Origin of the sequence: Streptacidiphilus sp. MAP12-33, assembly GCF_041261265.1 — a bacterium.
Taxonomy (GTDB): domain Bacteria; phylum Actinomycetota; class Actinomycetes; order Streptomycetales; family Streptomycetaceae; genus Streptacidiphilus.
Window position 1 is genome coordinate 132,149 of the sequence record NZ_JBGCCA010000019.1, and the last position, 20,718, is coordinate 152,866.

Annotated in this window: 18 protein-coding genes and 1 tRNA gene; 7 read left to right on the top strand and 12 right to left on the bottom strand. The window is 73.5% G+C overall.

The window, feature by feature from the left end; translation table 11 throughout:
• Positions 1-53: 53 nt before the first annotated feature.
• Positions 54-1,226, top strand: a complete 1,173-nt coding sequence (locus tag ABH931_RS20190) for a serine hydrolase domain-containing protein (RefSeq protein ID WP_370115147.1) — start codon at positions 54-56, stop codon at positions 1,224-1,226.
• Between the two features lie 38 nt (positions 1,227-1,264).
• Here ABH931_RS20190 and ABH931_RS20195 read toward each other — a convergent pair whose 3' ends face one another.
• From ABH931_RS20195 to ABH931_RS20210, 4 genes are all read right to left on the bottom strand, one after another.
• Positions 1,265-1,441: a hypothetical protein gene (locus tag ABH931_RS20195; protein WP_370115149.1), complete on the bottom strand. Its 177-nt coding sequence runs from the start codon at positions 1,439-1,441 to the stop codon at positions 1,265-1,267.
• 7 nt (positions 1,442-1,448) lie between these two features.
• A complete protein-coding gene (locus ABH931_RS20200; RefSeq protein ID WP_370115151.1) occupies positions 1,449-2,069 on the bottom strand; it encodes an L-threonylcarbamoyladenylate synthase in 621 nt (206 codons plus the stop codon).
• Between the two features lie 9 nt (positions 2,070-2,078).
• Entirely contained in the window at positions 2,079-3,806 is a 1,728-nt protein-coding gene (locus ABH931_RS20205; protein ID WP_370115153.1) for a methyltransferase, read from the bottom strand.
• An 82-nt stretch (positions 3,807-3,888) separates the two neighbouring features.
• Complete coding sequence (locus tag ABH931_RS20210; RefSeq protein WP_370115196.1) at positions 3,889-5,052, bottom strand: 4-hydroxybenzoate 3-monooxygenase; 1,164 nt, start codon at positions 5,050-5,052, stop codon at positions 3,889-3,891.
• 211 nt (positions 5,053-5,263) lie between these two features.
• On the opposite strand from ABH931_RS20210, the gene ABH931_RS20215 reads away from it, so the two are divergent.
• The gene (locus ABH931_RS20215; protein WP_370115155.1) at positions 5,264-6,991 is read left to right on the top strand and encodes an alkaline phosphatase family protein; all 1,728 of its coding nucleotides are present in this window, start codon (positions 5,264-5,266) and stop codon (positions 6,989-6,991) included.
• 76 nt (positions 6,992-7,067) lie between these two features.
• Here the strand turns inward: ABH931_RS20215 and ABH931_RS20220 are convergent, their stop codons facing one another.
• Positions 7,068-7,655: an isochorismatase family protein gene (locus tag ABH931_RS20220; RefSeq protein WP_370115157.1), complete on the bottom strand. Its 588-nt coding sequence runs from the start codon at positions 7,653-7,655 to the stop codon at positions 7,068-7,070.
• Between the two features lie 45 nt (positions 7,656-7,700).
• Here ABH931_RS20220 and ABH931_RS20225 point away from each other — a divergent pair, with 45 nt between their 5' ends.
• Complete coding sequence (locus tag ABH931_RS20225; protein WP_370115159.1) at positions 7,701-8,750, top strand: GlxA family transcriptional regulator; 1,050 nt, start codon at positions 7,701-7,703, stop codon at positions 8,748-8,750.
• On the opposite strand, the gene ABH931_RS20230 is transcribed toward ABH931_RS20225, so the two are convergent.
• Positions 8,739-10,442, bottom strand: coding sequence for a SulP family inorganic anion transporter (locus ABH931_RS20230; RefSeq protein WP_370115161.1), 1,704 nt, complete (start codon positions 10,440-10,442; stop codon positions 8,739-8,741). The genes ABH931_RS20225 and ABH931_RS20230 overlap by 12 nt on opposite strands.
• 227 nt (positions 10,443-10,669) lie before the next feature.
• On the opposite strand from ABH931_RS20230, the gene ABH931_RS20235 reads away from it, so the two are divergent.
• Positions 10,670-12,058: a DUF1254 domain-containing protein gene (locus ABH931_RS20235; RefSeq protein WP_370115163.1), complete on the top strand. Its 1,389-nt coding sequence runs from the start codon at positions 10,670-10,672 to the stop codon at positions 12,056-12,058.
• Positions 12,059-12,095: 37 nt separating this feature from the next.
• Here the strand turns inward: ABH931_RS20235 and ABH931_RS20240 are convergent, their stop codons facing one another.
• Both ABH931_RS20240 and ABH931_RS20245 read right to left on the bottom strand, forming a co-directional pair.
• Positions 12,096-13,772, bottom strand: a complete 1,677-nt coding sequence (locus ABH931_RS20240; RefSeq protein WP_370115165.1) for a penicillin-binding transpeptidase domain-containing protein — start codon at positions 13,770-13,772, stop codon at positions 12,096-12,098.
• 157 nt (positions 13,773-13,929) lie between these two features.
• Positions 13,930-14,274, bottom strand: coding sequence for a hypothetical protein (locus tag ABH931_RS20245; protein ID WP_370115167.1), 345 nt, complete (start codon positions 14,272-14,274; stop codon positions 13,930-13,932).
• 578 nt (positions 14,275-14,852) lie between these two features.
• Here ABH931_RS20245 and ABH931_RS20250 point away from each other — a divergent pair.
• Positions 14,853-15,683 (top strand): transglycosylase SLT domain-containing protein, encoded by an 831-nt coding sequence (locus ABH931_RS20250; protein ID WP_370115169.1) that lies wholly within the window; start codon positions 14,853-14,855, stop codon positions 15,681-15,683.
• 34 nt (positions 15,684-15,717) lie between these two features.
• Here ABH931_RS20250 and ABH931_RS20255 read toward each other — a convergent pair whose 3' ends face one another.
• The 4 genes from ABH931_RS20255 to ABH931_RS20270 all read right to left on the bottom strand — a co-directional run bounded on the left by ABH931_RS20255 (position 15,718) and on the right by ABH931_RS20270 (position 18,380).
• A complete protein-coding gene (locus tag ABH931_RS20255) occupies positions 15,718-16,011 on the bottom strand; it encodes a DUF2568 domain-containing protein (RefSeq protein ID WP_370115171.1) in 294 nt (97 codons plus the stop codon).
• A gap of 159 nt (positions 16,012-16,170) precedes the next feature.
• The gene (locus ABH931_RS20260) at positions 16,171-17,850 is read right to left on the bottom strand and encodes a DEAD/DEAH box helicase (protein WP_370115172.1); all 1,680 of its coding nucleotides are present in this window, start codon (positions 17,848-17,850) and stop codon (positions 16,171-16,173) included.
• An 85-nt stretch (positions 17,851-17,935) separates the two neighbouring features.
• A tRNA-Met gene (locus tag ABH931_RS20265) sits at positions 17,936-18,009 on the bottom strand.
• Between the two features lie 32 nt (positions 18,010-18,041).
• Positions 18,042-18,380, bottom strand: coding sequence for an alkylmercury lyase (locus ABH931_RS20270; RefSeq protein WP_370115174.1), 339 nt, complete (start codon positions 18,378-18,380; stop codon positions 18,042-18,044).
• Between the two features lie 119 nt (positions 18,381-18,499).
• On the opposite strand from ABH931_RS20270, the gene ABH931_RS20275 reads away from it, so the two are divergent.
• Together ABH931_RS20275 and ABH931_RS20280 are read left to right on the top strand one after the other, a co-directional pair.
• Positions 18,500-19,324, top strand: a complete 825-nt coding sequence (locus tag ABH931_RS20275) for a response regulator transcription factor (protein WP_370115176.1) — start codon at positions 18,500-18,502, stop codon at positions 19,322-19,324.
• Positions 19,321-20,718: a sensor histidine kinase gene (locus ABH931_RS20280; RefSeq protein WP_370115178.1), complete on the top strand. Its 1,398-nt coding sequence runs from the start codon at positions 19,321-19,323 to the stop codon at positions 20,716-20,718. Before ABH931_RS20275 ends, ABH931_RS20280 begins: the two co-directional genes overlap by 4 nt.

The window sequence follows — 20,718 nt, forward strand, 5'->3', positions numbered from 1 at the left end:
ACGGCCGCGCGTGGCGCGGCGCCTCCGGGCCCGCGCGGGCCTATCGAGGAGGCATGCGTATCCGAATCCGCCGGGGCCTGCCCCGCCGAACCCTGCGCGCCGTCGCCACGACCGTCGCCGCCTGCCTGACCGCCGCCCTGCCCGTGACCGCCGCCCCCGCCGCCCCGCGACAGCCCGCGGACCTCGCGGCCAGGCTCGACCGCGTCATCCAGGACACCGCCACGCGGGCCGGGGTGCCCGGCGTGATCGTCGGGCTGTGGCGGCAGGGGCAGCCGCGCTACGTCCGGGCCTTCGGCCTCGCCGACAAGGACGCCTGCACCCCGATGCGGCCCGACCTGTTCATGCGTATCGGCAGCGAGACCAAGACCTTCACCGTCACCGCGCTGCTCCAGCTCGTCGACCGCGGCGCGGTCGGCCTCGACGACCCGATCGCCGACTACGTGCCGGGTGTCCCGGACGGGCGCCACATCACGCTGCGGCAGCTCGCGGAGATGCGCAGCGGCCTGTTCCCCTACAGTGCGGACACCGGCTTCCAGCACCTGCTGCAGACCGAGCCGCACCGCCAGTACACCCCCGGGGAACTGCTGGCCTTCGCGTTCGCGCACCCGAACCGGTTCGCGCCGGGCACGCAGTTCGACTACTCCAACACCAACACCGTGCTGCTCGGCCTGGTTGTCGAGAAGGTCACCCACCGCGCGCTGCGGGACGACATCCGCGACATGATCACCCGTCCGCTGGGCCTGGACCGCACCTTCCTGCCCAGGGCCGCGGAGTTCCCCTCACCGCACGCCCACGGCTACACCGACCAGACGCCCACCGGCGCCGAGGCGGACGCGACGGACTTCAACCCCAGCTGGGGCTGGGCGGCCGGCGCGATGATCTCGGACCTGGAGGACCTGCACGCGTGGGCGGCGGACGTGGCGACCGGCCGCCTGCTGACGCCACAGACCCAGGCGGAACGCCTGGCGGCGGTGCCCACCCCGGCCCCGGGTGACGCCTACGGCCTGGGCATCGACATCAACCACGGCTGGATCGGCCACGCGGGCTCCCTGCCCGGCTACCAGAGCCTGACGATCTACCTGCCCGCCCAGCGAGCCACGCTGGTCATCCTGCTGAACACCGACATCCGCTCGAACGACGAGAACCCCAGCACCCTGCTCGGCCGCGCGATCACCCAGGTGGTCACCCCGGGGAACGTCTACGCCGACGCCTCCGACCAGAACTGAGCGGGCCTGACCCGAGGAGAGTCGACGGGCCGACCCGCTCAGTCCCGGTCCCAGTTCTCCTCGACCCGAGCCCGCTCCGCCTCGACCAGCGGCCGCACCACGTCCTCGACGGTGCGGTGCGAGATCTCGGCGAACTCCTGCAACCACTCGACCAGATCGGCCGGCAGCCGCAGGGTGAGCGGGCGCTTCGTCGGCTGCCGCCCCTCCTCCGGCACGGCGCTCCTACTCGAACCGGGTGGGATCGCCCGCGCCGTAACGGACGATCTCGGCGACGCCGGAGGAGAAGTCGACGACCGTGGTCGGCTCGGTGCCGCAGTCCCCGGAGTCGAGCACCGCGTCCACGACGTGGTCCAGGCGCTCCTTGATCTCCCAGCCCTGCGTCATCGGCTCCTCCTCGCCCGGCATCAGCAGCGTGCTCGACAGCAGCGGCTCCCCCAGCTCGGCCAGCAGCGCCTGGGTGACGACGTGGTCGGGGATGCGGACCCCGACCGTCTTCTTCTTCGGGTGCAGCAACTGGCGCGGCACCTCGTTCGTCGCGGGAAGGATGAAGGTGTAGCTTCCGGGCGTCGCCGCCTTGATCGCCCGGAAGACGTTGTTGTTGATCTGCACGAACTGGCCGAGCTGCGCGAAGTTCTGACACACCAACGTGAAGTGGTGCCGGTCGTCCAGCTGCCGGATGGTCCGGATCCGCGCGATCCCCTCCCGGTTGCCGAGCTGGCAGCCGAGCGCGAAACACGAGTCCGTGGGATACGCGACCAGCGATCCCGACCGGACCAGGTCCACCACGTTGTCGATGATGCGCGCCTGCGGATTCTCCGGATGCACGTCGAAGTACTTCGCCATCCCCCGAGGCTACCGGCCCTCCGTCCGGCGGGCGTGGATGCCGCGGGCGTGGAGAACGTGTGCGTCGAGCGGAAGGGGGGTGTGGCCGACCAGGGTGAGACCGGCGTCGGCGAGAAGGCGGGCGTAGTGGGGCGCGGTGCGTTCGCGGCCGCCCACGTTGCACATCATGTGGAGGTCCCAGGCGGTGGCGAGCGAGGGCGAGCCGTCGGTGGGCAGCAGGCGCTCGACGATCAGCAGGTCCGCGTGGGGCGGCATGGCGTCCGCGCAGTGGCGCAGGATGGCGCGGCAGCGGTCGTCGTCCCAGTCGTGCAGGACGCGGGAGAGGACGTAGACGTCGGCGTCCGGCGGGACGTCCGCGAAGTCGCCCGTCACATAGGCGCAGCGGGGGGCGCAACCCGCGGCGGTCAGCGCCCGGCGGGCGGCCGCGACGGCGTGGGGGCGTTCCAGGAGGACGCCGTGCAGCCGCGGGTGCGCGGTGAGCAGGCGCCCGAGGAGCTCGCCGTTGCCGCCCGCGACGTCGACGACGGTGGCGGGGACGGGCGTGGCGGCCGCCGCGGTGACGACCGGGTGGGCGGTGAGCGGTTCGAAGAGGCGCGAGCTGGCGGCCATGGACCGGTCGAACAGCTCCGCGAGCTCCGGATCGCGGGCGAAGTGGTCGAAGTGGTTCTCGCCGAAGAGGTGGTCGAAGGCCACCTCGCCGGTCCGGACGGTGTGGGCGAGGTGCCCGAAGGAGCGGTAGAACGGCCCCCCGTACATCAGGGCGAGCGGTCGCAGCGAGCCCTGGGCGTCGGCCCGCAGCAGCTCGCCGAGCGGGGTGAGCCGGTAGGCCTCCCTCACGCCTTGGTGCTCGACGTGGTCCTCGGCCACGACGGCGCCGAGCATGCCGGCGTAGCGCAGCAGCCGGGCCAGGGACTCGGGATCGGCGCCCACCCGCGCGGCCAGGCCCTCGGGCGTGGTCGCGGTGTCGAGCGCCATGGCGTCGGGCACCCGCAGCTGCGCGAGGACGGCCAGCGCCTGCGTGGTCCAGGCGCCCGTCAGCAGGCGCAGCAACGTTTCGGCCGGCTGCTGGGCGCGGTGCTCGGCCAGGTGGGCCGCCAGCACCTCGCGGTGGTCGCCCGGCGCGTAGAGCTCGACGCGACCGTAGCCGGCCTTGGAGTCGGCGGGCGCGGTGAAGTAGAAGACCGTGCCGTCCTCGTGCGGGTTGTAGCCGCCGCCGTCGGCGACCGCGCCGTGGCGTGCGAGCAGCGCGCGCATGCCGCGCAGCACCAGCGGGTCGGGCCGGTCGACCTCGAAGGCCAGGTGCGCCTCGTGCTGCTCGACCCGCTCGCGCGCGGCGACCGGGGCGAGCGGCGAGCCGGGCGGCACCGTCAGCGCGAAGATCTCGACCGTGCGGGGCTCTGCCTCCGGCCCGGGTACGGGCGGACGCAGGATGGTGACGGCGAGCCGGCCGGCCTCGTGTCCGTGCCGCGTGGCGAGGCGGTCGCGGACCACGACGCTGGGCAGCGCCTCGACGTCCGGGGCCAGGCCGCAGTCGGCCAGCTGGGCGCGGAGCGCCCGCTCGGACTCCGGGAAGACGAGCAGGGCGGCGTGGGAGAACCGGCACCGGTCGACCAGCGCACGCAGCTCGGGTCCGTCCAGGCCGGGCAGCAGCAGCGCCAGCAACGCGGCGGTGTCCTGCTGCCGGACGAAGGCGACCGCGGCGCGCAGGCGGGCGGCGTCGGTCGGGATCGTCGTCATCACGGGCAACCTCGGGGGTCAGGTGGTCAGGTGGTCAGGTGGTCAGGTGGTCAGGTGGCAGGTGGCCGGGTGGCCGCGGTGGTCAGACGCCGACGTAGTTCTCGGCGAACCAGTCCTGGTGCGCGCGCGAGGTGCGCAGGGAGGTCAGGCGCGAACGCCGCAACGCGTCGTGGAACAACGTTTCGCCCCCCACCCCGGACGGGTGGTGCAGCAGTTGGACCATCCAGTGGGAGAACTCCTGCGCCCGCCACAGGTGCTCCAGACAGCGCGCGGAGTAGCGCTCGAGCCCCGAGGGGTCGCCGTGGACGAGGTCGTCGAGCAGGGCCTCGGCCAGCAGCTCCGCTGCCAGGACGGCGAGGTTCGCGCCCTTGGCGGCGGCGGGCGCGAGCAGGCTCGCGGCGTCGCCGGCCAGGAACAGCGAGCCGTACCGCAGCGGCTCCAGCACGTCGGACTCCAGGTCGACGACGGCCCGTTGGACGATCCGGCCCTGCCGCAGCGGGCCGTGGTCGGCGGCGCGCATGCGCAGCGCCAGCTCGTCCCAGACACGCTCCTCGGACCAGGCCTCGGCCGGGACGCCGCGTTCCCACTGCAGGTAGTAGCGGGTCACGTCGGGGGTGCGCGCCATGTGCCCGGCTAAGCCGCGCTCGTGCACCGCGTAGCCGACCGCGTCGAGGCTCGGCGGGGCCTGCGCGAGCAGGCCGAGCCAGGAGACGCCGTGGTCGCGGCGGTGGCGGACGGCCTCGGGCGGCAGCGAGCGGCGCGCGGCTCCGTGCCGGCCGTCGCAGCCGGCGACGTAGCGGGCGGGCACCCGGCCCGGACGGCCGTCCGCGCCGCACACGGTGACGACGGGACGGTCGCCCTCGGCGCCGAGCACGGCGAGGGCCTCGGTGCCGAAGCTGATCCGCCCGCCCGCGTCGAGGTAGCGCGCCAGCAGGTCCGCGACCAGCTCCTGCTGCGGGTAGACGGTGTGCTGCTCGCCGCGGCCGAGGGTGCCGTAGTCGAGCCGGAACCGGCCGTCCTCGGTGCGGAACTCGCAGACGGCGTGGCGGGTGCCGTGCCTGAGCAGGCCGTCCGCGAGTCCGTGGCGTGCGAGGACGCGCACGGTGTTCGCGGCGAGGAACCCGGCGCGGGCGCGGGCGTGCAGGTGGGAGCGCTCGGCCCGCTCCAGGACGAGGCAGTCGATCCCGTTCGCGTGCAGGAGGTTGCCCAGCACCAGCCCGGCGGGTCCGGCGCCGAGGATCACCACGTCGGCGGCGTCCGTACGGGTTGAGCTCTGACTTGGCGTCACAGGAAGTGGATCATAAGCAGCCCGGCAAGGGTCGACCGACAGAATTCACCCGTATGCAGGCAATGCCTAGCAATTCTGAGCAATCAGCGGCGTTTTCACCTGTTCACCTCGCTCACAGGAAACGCACAGAAAGTGAACTTCCGCGTAGGAGTAGCCGATTCCTCTTGTCATGCCCACGCGGCTCGACGACCGTGTCGGGGGCGGCCGGACCGGGTCGCCCCAGAGCGATTCGCGAAGCCTTCGGGAGACCATCGTGAACCGGAAGATCCGATCAGCGGCCGTCGCCCTCGCGGCCACCGCCGCAGCGCTGGCGGCCCTCACCGCGCCCGCCGCACACGCGACACCCGCGTCCGTGACGGCCACCGCCGCCACGTCGGTGCCGCACTTCGACCACGTCCTGGTGGTCATCGAGGAGAACCACGCCTACGACGAGATCATCGGCAGCTCCTCCGCGCCCTACATCAACACCCTCGCCTCGCAGGGCGCCGTCTTCACCCAGTCCTTCGCGGTCACCCACCCCAGTGAGCCCAACTACCTGGAGCTCTTCTCGGGTTCGACGCAGGGCGTCTCCGACGACAGTTGCCCGCACACCTTCTCCGGCCCCGACCTCGGTGGCGAGGCGCTGGCGGCGGGCGACAGCTTCACCGGCTACTCCGAGTCGATGCCCTCGGACGGCTACACCGGCTGCACCAGCGGCGAGTACGCCCGCAAGCACAACCCCTGGTCGAACTTCACCGACGTGCCGGCGGCCGACAACCGCACCTTCGCGGCCTACCCGACCGACTACACCACGCTGCCCAAGCTCGGCTTCGTCGTCCCCAACCTGCTGGACGACATGCACGACGGCACGATTCAGCAGGGCGACACCTGGCTGAAGAACAACATCGACAGCTACGCCCAGTGGGCCAAGACCCACAACAGCCTGCTCGTGGTCACTTGGGACGAGGACGACTCCAGCGCCAGCAACCAGATTCCGACCCTGATGGTCGGCGCGGGCGTGACGGCCGGTCAGTACAGCGAGAACATCACCCACGACAACGTGCTGCGCACGGTCGAGGACAGCCTCGGCGTGGCGGCGACGGGCAACGCCGCGAGCGCGACGCCGATCACGGACGCCTTCGGCGGCGGCAGCAGCGGCGCGAACACCGTCACCGTGACCAACCCGGGCACGCAGACGGCCACGGTCGGCACGGCCGCCTCGCTCCAGCTCGGCGCGAGCGACTCCGCCTCCGGCCAGACGCTCACCTACGCCGCGACCGGCCTCCCGGCCGGCCTCTCGATCAACTCCTCGACGGGCCTGGTCTCCGGCACCCCGACGACGGCGGGCAGCTCCACCGTCACCGTGACGGCCACGGACACCACCGGCGCCTCCGGCTCCGCCACCTTCACCTGGACGGTCAACCCGAGCAGCGGCGGCGGCTGCACCGGCCCCGGCCAGAAGCTCGGCAACCCCGGGTTCGAGACCGGCAGCGCCACGCCGTGGAGCATGACGTCCGGTGTTCTCAACAGCGACACCTCCTCCGAGCCCGCGCACTCCGGCAGCTGGGACGCGTGGCTGGACGGCTACGGCAGCGCCCACACGGACACCCTCGCGCAGTCGGTGGCCGTCCCGGCCGGGTGTGCCGCGAACCTCTCCTTCTGGCTGCACGTCGACTCGGACAAGACGAGCACCACCGCCTCCGACACGCTCAAGGTGCAGGTGCTGAACGCCTCCGGCACGGTGCTGTCGACGCTGGGGACCTACTCCAACCTGAACGCGGCCTCCGGCTACGCGCAGTACTCCTTCAACCTGTCCGCCTACGCGGGCCAGACGGTGACAGTCAAGTTCACCGGCGTCGAGGGCTCCGGGGCGCAGACCAGCTTCGTCGTCGACGACACGGCGCTGACCGCCTCCTGACCCACGCCCGCTGATCCACTCCCGCTGATCCGCCCGGCAGGGCCGCCCTCCCCGGCGGCCCTGCCGTCGTGCGTCGTCAGCCGAGGGACGCGCCGTACGGCACGACCACGCCGTACAGGTCGTGGACCGTGGCCAGCGCGGCGTCATGCAGCTGCCCGGCGGTGACCGTGCCGACGGGCGTGTCCAGCGGCCGGGTCGCGCAGGCGTCGGCGACGACGGTGACCTGGTCGCCGCGCAGGAACGCGCCCTGGGCGGTGAAGGCGACGCACAGGTGGGTCATGAACCCCGCGACGACCAGCCTGCGCCGGCCGGCCGCGTCGACGAGCCCGCCCAGCTCGGTGTCCAGGAAGGCGTTCGGCGCGGTCTTCACCACCGTCGGCTCCCCCGCGAGCGGGGCGACGGCCGGGTGGATCCGGCCGATCTCGGCCCGCACGTCGTACGGGGTTCCCGCGCCGCCGTCGTTGACGACGTGGATCACCGGCGCACCGGCGGCGCGGGCGCGTGCCAGCAGACCGGCGGCCGCATTCAGGGCCTCCTTCCAGCCGTCGAGCTCCATCACGCCCTGGGTGTAGGTGTTCTGGTAGTCGATGAGGATCAGGGTCGAATCGGCGAGGGCGGCCGGGGTGGGGTCGAGGGCGTTGAGGTCACGCAGGGTCGTCGTCATGCCTCGACGCTACGATCCGGGCGGAATGACGCACCATGTCATCCGATGCGCAGAATCGGACACCCGGGGGAGCGGAACGTGCTCGGCAGACGCCTGGTCATCATGCTGTTCGAGGGGGTGGACCTGCTCGACGTCACCGGTCCGCCGGAGGTCTTCGCCCTGCTGCGGCGGGAGACCCCGGACGCGACCGGCTACCAGGTGCTGCTCGCCGCCGCGACCCTGGAGCCGGTCCGGACGGCGGCGGGCGTGCGGGTCGTGCCCGACGTGACCTTCGCGCAGGCGGCCGAGCGCCGGATCGACACCCTGATCGTCCCCGGCGCCGTCGAGCTGGACGCGGAACGGAACGTGCGCGCCCTCACGGACCCGGAACTGGTGGCACAGGTGAGGGAGCTGGCCGCGCGTTCGCGACGGGTGGCCTCGGTCTGCGTGGGTGCGCACCTGCTCGCCGCCGCCGGCCTGCTGGACGGCAAGCGGGCCACCACGCACTGGTCGACGGCCGGACAGCTCGCCGCCGAGTTCCCAGCCGTGCGGGTGGACGCGGACCCGATCTTCGTCCGCGACGGCCGGGTCTGGACCGGCGCGGGCATCACCGCCTGCCTGGACCTCGCCCTGGCACTCGTCGTGGAGGACTTCGGCGAGGCCGTGGCGCTGCGCGTGGCACGGCAGTTGGTGATGTACCTGAAGCGCACGGGCGGGCAGAGCCAGTTCAGCGTGCCGACACAGCCGACGGCCACCACCACCCGCCGCACGGACGAACTACGACTGCACATCCTGCGCCATCTGGACGCCCCGCTGACCCTGCCCGATCTGGCCCGGCAGGCCAACGTCAGCGAACGGCAGTTGGCTCGCGTCTTCAAGGCGGAGCTCGGCATGACGCCCGCCGCCTACGTGGAGTCGCTACGGGTGGAGGCGGCGCGCAACCGGCTGGAGGCCGCCGAGGACACCCTGGACCGGGTGGCCGCCGCGTGCGGCTTCCGCTCGGTCGACACCCTGATCCGCGCGTTCCGCCGCAGGCTGGACACCACCCCGGCGGAGTACCGCCGGCGGATCCGTGGAGCTCCGGAGCCCGATCCCGCCGAGGGGTCAGTCCGCTGAGGCTGCGGGCCCGACGCGGCCGAAGGCCCCGACGGCGTCGCCGACGGTGTCGAAGATGCGGTCCGGGCCGAGCTGGGCGCCGAGGCGGCTGGTCTCGATGAACTCCCGCGTCCACACCCGCGGCCGGGCGAGCCACAGGTCGGCGTCGTGGTGGGCGAGTTCCTCGCGCAGCTCGCCGATGGTGTCCAGCACCTCGACGCCGAAGCGGTAGCTGGCCGTCAGGTCCAGCACGACGACGCGGGCCCCGTCGCGGGCGGCCAGGTCGACCACCGCGTTCTTGACCCGGGCCGCGTTGCCGAAGAAGAGCGTCCCGTCCGGGCGGGCGACGAGCAGGCCGGGCGTGGTGACGGCGGCGGTGTGCTCGCCCGCGTCCGCGTAGACCGTGGTGCCGGGCAGGTGCCCGAGTACGGAGACCTTCGGGCGGCTGGCGGCGGCGATGAACAACAGCAGCGACAGCAGCACCGCCAGCAGCAGCCCGGGGAGCAGGTCGAAGACCAGGACTCCGAGCAGCGCAGTCATGGCGACGGCGAAGCTGGGCCGGTCCCGCTCCCAGTACCGGCGCAGCTCGGCCACGTTGAGGAAGCCGCGCACCGCGACGACGACGATCGCGCCGAGGACCGGCTCGGGCAGGTCGGTGAAGAGCGGCGTCAGGAACGCACCGGTCACCAGCACCAGCACGGCCGCGACCGCCGAGACCATCGGGCTGCTGCCGCCCGCGCTCTCGGCCGCCGCCGAGCGCGAGGCGCTGCCGGAGACGGCGAAGCCCCTGAACAGGCCGACGGCGGCGTTCGCCGCGCCCATGGCCGTCATCTCCCGGCTGGCGTCGACGGTGTCGCCGTGCTTGCGGGCGAAGCTCCCGGCGATCGAGAAGCCCTCGGCGAAGCAGATCAGCGCGACGCCCATGGCGCCGGAGCCCATGGTGAGCCAGTCGTGCAGCGGCAGGTCCGGCCAGGCCGGGGTGGGCACGGCGCGCGGGATCGTGCCGACGATGTCGACGCCGTGGTCCTTCAGCGTGAGCGCGACGGAGAGCAGGATGCCGACGACGAGGACGACCAGCGCCGCCGGGAGCCTGGGCAGGAACCGCTCCAGCACCAGCAGCGCGACGATCGAGGCCGCCCCCACCAGCACCGTCGTCCAACTCCATTGACCGATCTCCGACAGCACGTGCCACAGGCGTCGGAAGAAGTCGCCGTCCCCGGTGGACTGGCCGGTGAGCTTGGACAGCTGGCGGACGATCATCGTCAGCGCCATGCCGAAGAGGAAGCCGACGAGCGCCGGTTCGGCCAGGAAGTCGGCGATGAAGCCGAGCCGGCACAGCCCCGCCACGATCAGCGCGGCCCCGGCCATCAGGGCCAGCGCGGCGGAGAAGACGGCGGCCTTGCCCGGGTCCGTCGTCAGCCCCGAGACCGTCGCGCCCGAGAGCACGGACGCGGCGGAGGTGGCGCCGACGATCAGGAACCGCGAGGTGCCGAACAGCGCGTAGGCGAGCAGCGCGATCGGCGCTGCGTAGAACGCGTTCTGCGGCGGCACCCCGGCGATCTGCGCGTAGGCGACGCACTCCGGCACGATCAGCGCCCACGCCGTGGCCGCGCCGAGCGAGTCCGGCCCGAAGCGGTGCCACCGGTACCGTCGCAGCCACCCGGCCACCGGCCAGTCCCGCCCCGCCGAGGCCTCCGTCGCGTTCTCCGCCATCCGCCCTCCCTCGTGCCCGCTGCTCCCCATCCTTCGGACGGCGCAGCGTGGCGCGAGAGCGGTGACCCGGACGGGTGACACCCGCCGTGCGTCGGACCGGCCCGTGCGCCCCGCCACGCGTCACCCGTTCGGCGGGCGCCGGTCGCCGGGGGCCGGGCCAACGGCAAGGGTGGCGCTCAGGGACGCGAGCCAGGTGGGAACAAGCCAGGTGGGAAAGAGGCGCAGTCATGACGGAGCAGGTGGAGTTCCGGGACGGTTTCCCGGTCGAGGCGAGCGCGCAGGCGTCGTTCGAGGTCAGCGACCGGCGCCGGGCGGTGGAGGCGTACCGGTTCTTCTACCCCACGGTCTCGCTGGAGATGATCCTGCGCGGCACCCGCGCGATCGGCGCGAGCAACGCGGCCGCGGGGATCATCGTGGCCGGGCCGGTCCAGGTGGGCTTCACCCTGAACTCCGACACCCCCTACCTGGGCGCGGGCCTGGATCTGCGCGAGTCCGGCCCGATGGTGATCGAGCTGCCTCCGGGCCCGCTGGTGGGCCTGGTCGACGACCACTACCACCGCTGGCTGGTCGACCTCGGCCTGCCGGGCCGCAACGGCCCGAAGGGCGGCAGGGTCCTGCTGCTGCCGCCCGGCCACGACGGCGAGCCGCCGGCCGGGTCCGAGGGCTACGAGGTCGTTCGCTGCGACACCTGGCAGGTGCTCTATGCCCTGCGTGCCCTGCCGCTCAACGGCGACCTGGAGCAGGCCGTCGAGCTGATGCGGACCGTGAGGATCTACCCGTGGGACCGCCGGGACGACCCGCCGGCGTTCACCTTCCTGCGCGACGACGACATGCCGATGGACACCACGCCCCTGGCCGTCGAGGACAACCTGGAGTTCTGGCGGGTGCTGCACTCCGTCGTCGACACCGAGCCCGCCGTCGACGAACTGCGCCCCATGCTCGGCCTGCTGGCCGAACTCGGGATCGAGGCGGGCCGGCCGTTCGCCCCCGACGAGCGGATGGCGGGCATCCTCACCGAGGCGGCCCGGCGGGGGCGGGACGAGATGCTGGTATCGGCCTTCGCCTCCCGGCGCCCGGACCGCATGGCGTGGCCGGACCGGGCCTGGGAGTGGGTGGGCCTGCGCCCGGAGAACGGCACCTTCGAGCGGGACGGCTCGCTGGACGTGGAGGCCAAGGACCGCTGGTTCGCGCAGGCGATCGTCGCCTCGCCCGCGATGTTCCGCCGCGGCCCCGGCGCCGGCTCGCTGTACTGGCTCGGCCACCGCGACGCCTCCGGCGGCTACCTGGACGGCGGCCGCGGCTACCGGCTGCGGGTGCCGCTGCCGGTGCCGTACTCGCTGTTCTGGTCCGTCACCGCCTACGACGCGCGCACCCGCTCCGAGGTCGCGACCGAGCAGAACCAGGCGGCCCTGCGCTCGCTCTTCGAGAAGCTGGAGCCGGAGGGCGCCGACCACGTCGACCTCTACTTCGGCCCCGAGCAGCCGCCGGGGGCGGAGGGCCGCTGGATCCGGACCCGGCCCGGCCACGGCTGGTTCGCCTACTTCCGCGTCTACGGCCCGGAGCAGGCCGCGTTCGACGGCTCCTGGAAGCCGGGCGACTTCGAGCCGCTCGGCTGACCGGCCCGGGCCCGCCGCCGGGCAGACCGGGCCGGGATCAGCCCGCGAGGAAGACGTCGCGGGCGACGTAGCCGGCGGTGAGAACGCCCTCCTTGCCGCCGATGACGAGGGCGTCGACGGCGAGGTGGTTGGCGGTGTCGTAGGCCGCGAACCAGCCGTTGGTGGCCGTGGCGGTCTCGGCGGTGCCGGTCTTGGCGCCGCCGGGGATGCCCGCCATGCGGGGTTCGGCGGTGCCGTACGACGCGGTCGCGGTGACCACCATCATCGACCGCAGCGCCTGCGCCGTCGCCGCCGAGATCGGGCGCTTGGCGGGCTGCTGGGGCAGGCCGGGAACGACGATCGGCTGGTGGAAGGCCCCGTCGGCGATCGTCGCCGCCACGGAGGCCATCGCCAGGGTGTTCATGGTCACCTGGCCCTGCCCGATCGACTGCGCGGCGATCTGGTTGGTGCTGCCGTTCTCGTCGGGCACGTTGCCGTCGGTCGTCGGCACGCCGATCTTCCAGTCGCCGATGCCGAACACGTCCTGGGCCTCCTCGCGCAGGTCACCGGAGTGCAGGTGCGCGGTGGCGGCGTCGATGAAGCCGGTGTTGCAGGAGATCGCGAAGTCCTTGACGATGTCGGCCTTCGGGTCGCTCTCGTTCTGGAAGTTGTGGAAGGTCTGACCGTTGATCACCGTGCTCTTGACGCACGGGGACGAGGACGAGGGGGTCAGGCCGGCCTTGTCGAAGAGCGCCGCCGAAGTGATCATCTTCATCGTCGAGCCGGGCGCCGCCGCGCCGTTCAGGGCCGCGTCACCGCCACGGAAGGCGAGGGCGCGGATCTCCCCGGTGGTGTAGTCGATGGCGACGACGTCGGCGGGCATGGTGCCGATGTGGGAGTCCTTGACGGCCCGTTCGGCGGCGGCCTGCAGGCCGGCGTCGAGGGTGGTGCGGATCGTGCCGGGCTTCGCCGGGCGGACCACGTCGACGACCTTGACGGTCCCACTGCCACCTGCCCCGACAATGGCGACGCCCTGCCCGAGCGTGCGGGTCGCCTTGCCCGCGTAGCGCTTCTGCAGCCCCTGGAGGACACCGGCCAGCGAGGGGTAGGCGGCGGCGGTCAGCGTGGCGCCGTGCCGGTCCACGACCTTGGCGCTCGTGGCCGGGACGCTCCCGTAGGTCAGCGTCTGACCGGCCTGAAGACCCGGGTAGAGGACCGACGGCGCCCAGTGCACCAGCGGCTTGCCGTCGACGACCAGCACGTCGGCGGTGCCGGTCCAGCCGAAGGTCCCACCGCCGCCGAGGGTGGCCGTGGCCTTGAAGGAGGTGCGCAGCGCGTGCGGCACGGCCGGGTCGGACGTGCCCGCGGCGACCGCGCCGAAGGCGACCGCCGTGGCGTGCAGGCCGATCGCGAACGTCTGCAGGGCGGGCTGCGCCGAGGTGGGCTGGTCCGTGTCCTGGCCGGCGGCCGTCGCGTCCCCGCCGGCCCAGGAGGTGACGAACTGGCGGGTGGCGGCCACCGCCTGCGCCGCGGTGGGCGCGGTGACCACCGGCACGTGCGCGGCCGGCTTGGCGGCCGGCTGCGAGCCGCGCGCGTACGCGAGGGCCGCGACACCGCCGGCCCCGGCCACGGTCACCGCGGCCACCGAGACGATCAGCCACTTCCTGCTCCGGCGCCGGGGCGTGGGGGCGTCCCCCGACCACACGGGCATGTCGAGGTCGCGGTCGCGCTGCATGATCTCCCCGGTGTGCTGGGTGCGGTCGGGCGAATCCGAAATCCGAAACGGAATCAGGGAGATCGTATGGGGGTTTCGCGAACGCCCCGACGCCGGTCCCGGATTGTGGACGTTCTGTTACACGCCGTGCCATTTGCGTGGGGACGCCGCGGTGGTGTCACTTCGACGGCGGGCTGTCCCAGGTGTAGAGGTCGGGCATGTTGTGCCGCCCGCCGGAGTTCTGGTTCTCGATCGAGGCGTTGGCGGTGTAGGACGTCCCGTCCTTGAACACCACGACGCAGTGCAGGTGTGCGGTGTCCCCGCGCATGGTGCCCTGGACGTGCGGGGTGCACGAGACGGAGTCCACGGGACGGTGGTCCACGTTGGTGATGTGGGACTTCATCGCGTTCTGGAGCTCGTAGTAGGCGTCGGTGTCCGGGCCGCAGCCGGCCACGCCCGCGAGGGCGAGCAGCGTGACCGCCGCAGCCGGCAGGTGTCTGCCACGTCGGGCCGTCGTCGTCATCACGCTCTCCTGGTCACGTCACGGGGCCGCATCACGGGCGCACGGGCGGGGCAGAGCGTAGTGCAAACGCCGTGCGCCGTCCCCCGTTCCGGCGGGCTTTCCCATGGCCGACGCCCCGTCAGAGGGTCGGGGGCGGTCCCCCGTCAAGGGCCGCCGGGCCACCCTCGTGACCGGGGCGTTATCGGGTGGTCTCCGCCCGCACCCGTTCGTGGGCGTCCCGGCCTTGGCCCGCACGGCCGGGCAGGCACCCCTGCCCCGCCGGCCGCCCGTGACCTCCGCGAGACCGCTGAGACACAGCTCACGGGCCGTCTGTGGCATGACGCACGTTACCGGCGGTATTGCTTGCTCCGCTTGTGAAGGCCGTGTGAGGGTGCTGAAGGCAGGCGAACGGAAAGCCTGCCGGGAGCACGGCGACCGGCGCCCAGCGCGCCGACCTGTCAAACGCCTCGCTGCTCCCCTGCTCGGTCGGGCCAGTCCCGAGTGCCACCGGGCGCACCCCGCGTTGCGACGCCGCCTCGGCGAGCGCGTGGCTCCGTGCGCCCTGCGGCTGTGGGCAGCCCCCTCGACATCGGAGTGTCATGCGTCCCCGGATCCGTCTTTCCCTCGTGCACCTCAACAAGCGCCTCTCCGTGGTGCGCATGAACAAGCGCATCACCGCGGGCGTCGGCGCCGCCCTGCTCGTCACCGGTGCCGCGACCGGCACCGCCGTCGCACTCACCGGCAGCGACTCCGCGCCGCACACCGCCGCCGTGGCCTCCACCTCGGCCGTGGCGCGCCCCACCACCGACACCGCCAACCGCTCCGAGCAGCGCGCGCCGCTGGCCTCCGCCTCCGCGGACGCCGCCAAGGCCGCCGCCGCCGCGAAGGCGAAGGCCGACGCCGCCGCGAAGGCCAAGGCGGACGCCGCGGCCAAGGCCAAGGCCGAGGCCGACGCGAAGGCGAAGGCGCAGGCCGCTGCCGCCGCTCAGGCGAAGGCCGCCGCTGCCGCGCAGGCCCAGGCTCAGGCGCAGGCCGCTGCCGCCGCGAAGGCCAAGGCCGCCGCTGCCGCTGCTGCTGCCGCCGCCGCGACGCCGACCTACTCCAACGACATGAGCGGCTGGATCGCCCAGGCCCAGGCCATCCTGGCCGCCGACGGCGACCACGTGCCGCCGGCCGCCGCCATCGAGGCCCGCGCCATGACCGAGTCCTCCGGCAACCCCAGCGCCGAGAACAACTGGGACTCCAACGCGGCCGCCGGCACGCCGTCCATCGGTCTGATGCAGGTCATCCAGCCGACGTTCGACACCTACGCACTGGCGGGCCACAACGACATCTGGAACCCGGTCGACAACATCGTCGCCGCGGTCCGCTACGCGAACGCCACCTACGGCGCCTTCGAGAACATCGCCTACGGCACGAGCGGCTACTGATCCCGCCCTCCCCGTAGCACGCAGAACGTGCCCGTCAGCAGCGATCCCGCTGCCGGCGGGCACGTTCTGCGTTCCAGGCGCGGAGCGCGGCCAGCGCGCCCGCACCGAACCAGCAGATCTCGAAGGCGGCACGCCCGGCCCCGTGCAGCGGATGCGCCGCCGTAGGGGCCGCCCACTCCCCCCACACCGCGGCGAGCAGCACCAGCGCCACCACCGCGACGGCCAGCCGGACCACCCGGGGACGCCTCAGGGTCCAGGCCCACCAGATCGCCGCCGCGTAGACCGCGAGCTCCGCCGCGAAGCCGAGGACGTCCACCACCATGCTCATCTCATCTCCCCCATAATCATTCGAGCTGTGAATGATATGGAGACAGTAACACCCTCCTGGTGAGCGACGTCAAGAGGCGGCGACGCAAAGGGGCAGCGACGCAAAGAGGCCGGGACCCCTGGTACGGGGCCCCGGCCTCATGACGTCGACAGGCGGATTTCAGCCCTTGGCCGGGCCGTCCGGACGGCGCTGGGTGCGACGGGGGGCGTCCGGGCGGGCGGCGCCGGAGCGGCGGGGGGACTGCTGCCCCGTGCGCTCGGTACGCTCCCCAGCCGCGCCCGCACCCGCGCCCGAGGCGCGACGGGGCCGCTCCGTACGACCACCGGCGCGGTCCGGGCGGGCACTGCTGCCCGGACGGCCGCCGCGGGCGGAGGTCGCGCGCGGGGCACGCTGCGCCGGCGGAGCCGGCGGCGTCGGGACCGGGAGGGTGACCGGGACGCCCGACGGACGGCGCGCGCCCGTGATCCGGACCAGCTCCGGGTCGCCGGGGCGGACACGGTCGTCGTTGGGACGCACGCCGGCGTCCTTGAGCAGCTGCGTCATGTCGCGCCGCTGGTGCGAGAGCACCAGCGTCACCACGGTGCCGGACGCGCCCGCGCGGGCCGTGCGGCCGCCCCGGTGGAGGTAGTCCTTCGGGTCCGTCGGCGGGTCGACGTTGACGACTAGGTCGAGGTCGTCGATGTGGATGCCGCGGGCCGCGACGTTCGTCGCGATCAGCGCGGTGACCTGGCCCTGCTTGAACTGGTCCAGTACCCGGTTGCGCTGCGGCTGCGACTTGCCGCCGTGCAGCGCGCCCGCCGGGACGCCGTTGGCCAGCAGGTCCTTGGCGAGCCGGTCGGTGGCGCGCTTGGTGTCCACGAACATGATCACGCGGCCCTCGCGGGCGGCGATCTCCAGCGTGACGTCGCGCTTGTGCTGGTCGGTGACGTAGAGCACGTGGTGCTCCATGCTGGTCACCGCGCCCGCGCTCGGGTCCACGGAGTGCGTGACCGGGTCGCTGAGGAAGCGGCGGACCAGGCGGTCCACGTTCTGGTCCAGGGTCGCCGAGAACAGCAGCCGCTGGCCGTCCGGGCGGACCTGCTCCAGCAGCGCGGTGACCTGCGGCAGGAAGCCCATGTCGGCCATCTGGTCGGCCTCGTCCAGGACGGTGATCTCGACCCGGTCCAGGCGCACGTCGCCGCGGTCGAGCAGGTCCCGCAGTCGGCCCGGGGTGGCGATCAGCACGTCGACGCCGCGCTTGAGCTCGCCCGCCTGGCGGCCGATCGGCAGACCGCCGACGACGGTGGCGATGCGCAGGTTGACGGCGGTCGCGTACGGGGTGAGCGCGGCGTTGACCTGCTGCGCCAGCTCACGCGTCGGGACCAGGACCAGCGCCAGCGGCGCCTTGACGTCCGCGCGACGGCCCGCGGTGCGCGCCAGCAGCGCGAGGCCGAAGGCCAGGGTCTTGCCGGAGCCGGTGCGGCCGCGGCCCAGCACGTCGCGTCCGGCGAGGGCGTTGGGGAGCGTCGCGGCCTGGATCGGGAACGGCTCGGTGACGCCCTGACGGGTCAGCGTCGTCTGGAGGGCACGCGGCAGCTCCATCTCGGCGAAGGACGCGGCCGCCGGCAGCGCAGGCTGCTCGGGGGCGACCACCTCGAACTCGCCCTGAGGGGCCACCGTCTGACGCTTCACCGGACGCCGGTTGGGCGCGGCGAAGCCTGCGCCGCGGCGCTGCCCGGCCTCCGCGCTCGCCCGCTGCCCGCCACCACGCTTCTTACCGGCACGCTCCTCGGGGGAGAGCGGGCGACCGAAACGGGTCGCCGGACGCTGATCGTTGGAACGGTTGGTGCGGTGGTTCACGACGGACCTTCCACAAGAAGCCACACAAAGAAGCCACAAAAAGCCCTGTGGGCCCGGCCGTTCGGCCGGGCCCACAGGGATGTAGTAGCGGGGACAGGATTTGAACCTGCGACCTCTGGGTTATGAGCCCAGCGAGCTACCGAGCTGCTCCACCCCGCGTCGGTACTTGAACCGTAACAGAATTCCGGCGCTCACGTCGGATCGGCACGGTGTGACGGCGCCCACCCACCCGGGGCCGCGCCCAGCACACTGCGCAGTTCCGCGACGCCGGGAGCTCCCTGGACCGCCCCGTCCGCACCCCGGTAGAGGCGGCAGGAGACGCTCGGGGCGGCACCGGGCGCGGCGAACGGGTCGACCCCGTCGAGCAGCAGCGTCGGCGAGCCCGTCATCCCGGTGGCGGCGGCCTGTGCCGCGTCGGTCACCTCGACCCACTCGACCGGCACGTCCCGACCGTCCAGCGCCTGCGCCAGCCGTTCGCGGACGACGGCGGCGTTGGGACAGTCGGGGACCGTCAGCACGGTGATCCGCATCGTCTCCCTCTCGGGGTCGGCTTCGCCGGGTCTCCAGTGTCTCCCCGGCCCTGGTTCAGATGCGGTAAAGGTCCCCTGCGGTGCCCTTCCGGCACCCTCCCGCGTTCTACGCTGGCCCAATGGCACAGGTCAGCGACACGGCAGCGGCGGCGGGGGCGACGGCGGGGCCCGCGCTGGCCGTCCTGGTCGTCGAGGACGACCAGGGCATCGCGGACTCCCTGGTCCGGGGCCTGACCCGGGCCGGCTACGCGGTGCGCCGGGCCGGGACGGGCGCCGAGGCCCTGGCCGCGCGGCCCACGCCGGACGTGGTGCTGCTCGACCTCGGCCTGCCGGACCTGGACGGCGTGGAGGTCTGCCGCCGACTGCGCCGCCAGTCCGACGCGGCGATCATCGTGGTCACCGCGCGCGGCGAGGAGGCCGACCGGGTCGCGGCGCTGGACGAGGGCGCCGACGACTACCTGGTCAAGCCGTTCGGCCTGGCCGAGTTGCTGGCCCGGCTGCGCGCGGTGCTGCGCCGCACCCGGCCCAGCGGCGGCGAGCCGGTCGTCCACGGCCCGCTGACCGTGGACCCGCGCACGCAGCGGGTCACCGTCGGCGGGCAGGAGATCGCGCTGACGCCGAAGGAGTTCGACATCCTGCGGGTACTGGCCACCGATCCCGGCCGCGTGGTGACCCGCCAGGAGATCCTGGAGCGCGCCTGGGACGCCCACTGGTACGGGCCCACCAAGGTGCTGGACGTCCACATCGCCGCGCTGCGCCGCAAGCTGGGCGTGCCGGGCCTGGTGGAGACCGTCTACGGACGCGGCTTCCGCCTCGGCGAGGCCGGAACCGAAGCGGAAGCCGGAGTCGAGGCTGAGGCCGGACCGGAAACGGCCACCGGGACCGGAACGAGGGAGCCGGGAACGACGCAGCCGGGAACCCGGACGCCGGAGCCCGGCCGGTGACCAGGCGCATCGCCGTCAGCGTGCTGAGCCTCGTGGTGGCGCTGCTGGTGCTCGCGGTGGTGCCCCTCGGCATTTCGATCACCGCCCGGGAGAACGACTCCTTCCGCGAGGAGACCGCCGCCCGCGCCCGCACGGTCGCCTCGGCCGCCGAGGAGCACCTCTCCGACAATCGCTCCGACGCCGACGCCCGCGAGCAGATCGACGCGGCGGCCGCCCACGGCGACTGCGCGCAGGTCTTCGACGCCCACGGCGCCCTGTTCCTCGCCACGCCCTGCCACGCCGACGCGCTCCCGCAGGGCGCGCTCGCACAGGTGCTGCGCACCGGGACTCAGCAGTCCGCGCAGAACGGCAACTGGCTGACCATGGCCGTGCCGGTCGGCGACACCGTGCCGCCCGCCGGGGCCCTCCTCTACTCCCGCTCCACCGACGGTCTGGACGACCAGCTGCTGGCGATCTGGGGCTGGCTCGGTGTGTGCGCGCTGGGCGCGCTGGGCGCGGGCGTCCTGGTGGCGGTGCGGCTGGCCCGCTGGGTCGGGCGCCCGCTGGTCGAACTGGACGAGGTGGCCGCCCGGCTCGGCGAGGGCCGGCTGGACGCCCGCGCGACGATCACCCAGGGGCCGCCCGAGGTGCGGCGGCTCGCGACCACCTTCAACACCATGGCCTCCCGCACCGAGAACCTCATGCACGGCCACCGGGCCGTGATCGCCGACGTCTCGCACCAGCTGCGCACCCCGCTGACCGCGCTGCGGCTGCGCCTGGACCTGCTGGCGGCCGACGCGGACGCGGACACCGCGCAGGAGCTGGGCGGCGCGCAGGACGAGATCGCCCGGCTGTCCCGCCTGGTCGACGGCCTGCTCGCGGTCGCCCGTGCGGAGAACTCCGTGCCGCGGCAGTCGGCGGTACGGCTCGACACGGTGGTCTCGGACCGGATCGCGGCGTGGGAGCCGGTGGCGGAGGAGCGCGGCGTACGGCTCGCGGCGCAGGGCCCCAGCGGGGTGAGCGCGCTGCTGACCAACGGGGATCTGGAGCAGGTGCTGGACAACCTGTTCGCGAACGCGCTGGAGGCGGTCCCCGCCGGGGGCCAGATCGTGGTCCGCACCACGCCGGACCCGCGCCAGGCCGAGGTCCGGCTCTCGGTCGTCGACAATGGCCCGGGCATGGACGAGGCCGCGCGGGAGCGGGCGTTCCTCCGCTTCGACACCGGCCGGGAGAGCGGCACCGGCCTCGGCCTCGCCATCGTCCACCGCCTGGTGTCCGCGAACGGCGGCCGCGCCGCGCTGGAGCCCACCCCGGGCGGGGGCCTCACCGTCCACCTCTGGTTCCTCGCCGCCCCGGCCTCCTCCCGCACGGAACGCCGCGACCGGCGCGACCGCAGGGAGCGCCCCGGCGGCTGA

What these genes read in the sequence shown, in the direction of transcription:
- ABH931_RS20190 (WP_370115147.1), top strand. Translation starts at nt 54, where the DNA reads ATGCGTATCCGAATCCGCCGGGGCCTGCCCCGCCGAACCCTGCGCGCC.
- ABH931_RS20200 (WP_370115151.1), bottom strand. Translation starts at nt 2,069, where the DNA reads ATGGCGAAGTACTTCGACGTGCATCCGGAGAATCCGCAGGCGCGCATC.
- ABH931_RS20205 (WP_370115153.1), bottom strand. Translation starts at nt 3,806, where the DNA reads ATGACGACGATCCCGACCGACGCCGCCCGCCTGCGCGCCGCGGTCGCC.
- ABH931_RS20215 (WP_370115155.1), top strand. Translation starts at nt 5,264, where the DNA reads ATGCCCACGCGGCTCGACGACCGTGTCGGGGGCGGCCGGACCGGGTCG.
- ABH931_RS20220 (WP_370115157.1), bottom strand. Translation starts at nt 7,655, where the DNA reads ATGACGACGACCCTGCGTGACCTCAACGCCCTCGACCCCACCCCGGCC.
- ABH931_RS20225 (WP_370115159.1), top strand. Translation starts at nt 7,701, where the DNA reads ATGCGCAGAATCGGACACCCGGGGGAGCGGAACGTGCTCGGCAGACGC.
- ABH931_RS20230 (WP_370115161.1), bottom strand. Translation starts at nt 10,442, where the DNA reads ATGGCGGAGAACGCGACGGAGGCCTCGGCGGGGCGGGACTGGCCGGTG.
- ABH931_RS20235 (WP_370115163.1), top strand. Translation starts at nt 10,670, where the DNA reads ATGACGGAGCAGGTGGAGTTCCGGGACGGTTTCCCGGTCGAGGCGAGC.
- ABH931_RS20240 (WP_370115165.1), bottom strand. Translation starts at nt 13,772, where the DNA reads ATGCAGCGCGACCGCGACCTCGACATGCCCGTGTGGTCGGGGGACGCC.
- ABH931_RS20245 (WP_370115167.1), bottom strand. Translation starts at nt 14,274, where the DNA reads ATGACGACGACGGCCCGACGTGGCAGACACCTGCCGGCTGCGGCGGTC.
- ABH931_RS20250 (WP_370115169.1), top strand. Translation starts at nt 14,853, where the DNA reads ATGCGTCCCCGGATCCGTCTTTCCCTCGTGCACCTCAACAAGCGCCTC.
- ABH931_RS20255 (WP_370115171.1), bottom strand. Translation starts at nt 16,011, where the DNA reads ATGAGCATGGTGGTGGACGTCCTCGGCTTCGCGGCGGAGCTCGCGGTC.
- ABH931_RS20270 (WP_370115174.1), bottom strand. Translation starts at nt 18,380, where the DNA reads ATGCGGATCACCGTGCTGACGGTCCCCGACTGTCCCAACGCCGCCGTC.
- ABH931_RS20275 (WP_370115176.1), top strand. Translation starts at nt 18,500, where the DNA reads ATGGCACAGGTCAGCGACACGGCAGCGGCGGCGGGGGCGACGGCGGGG.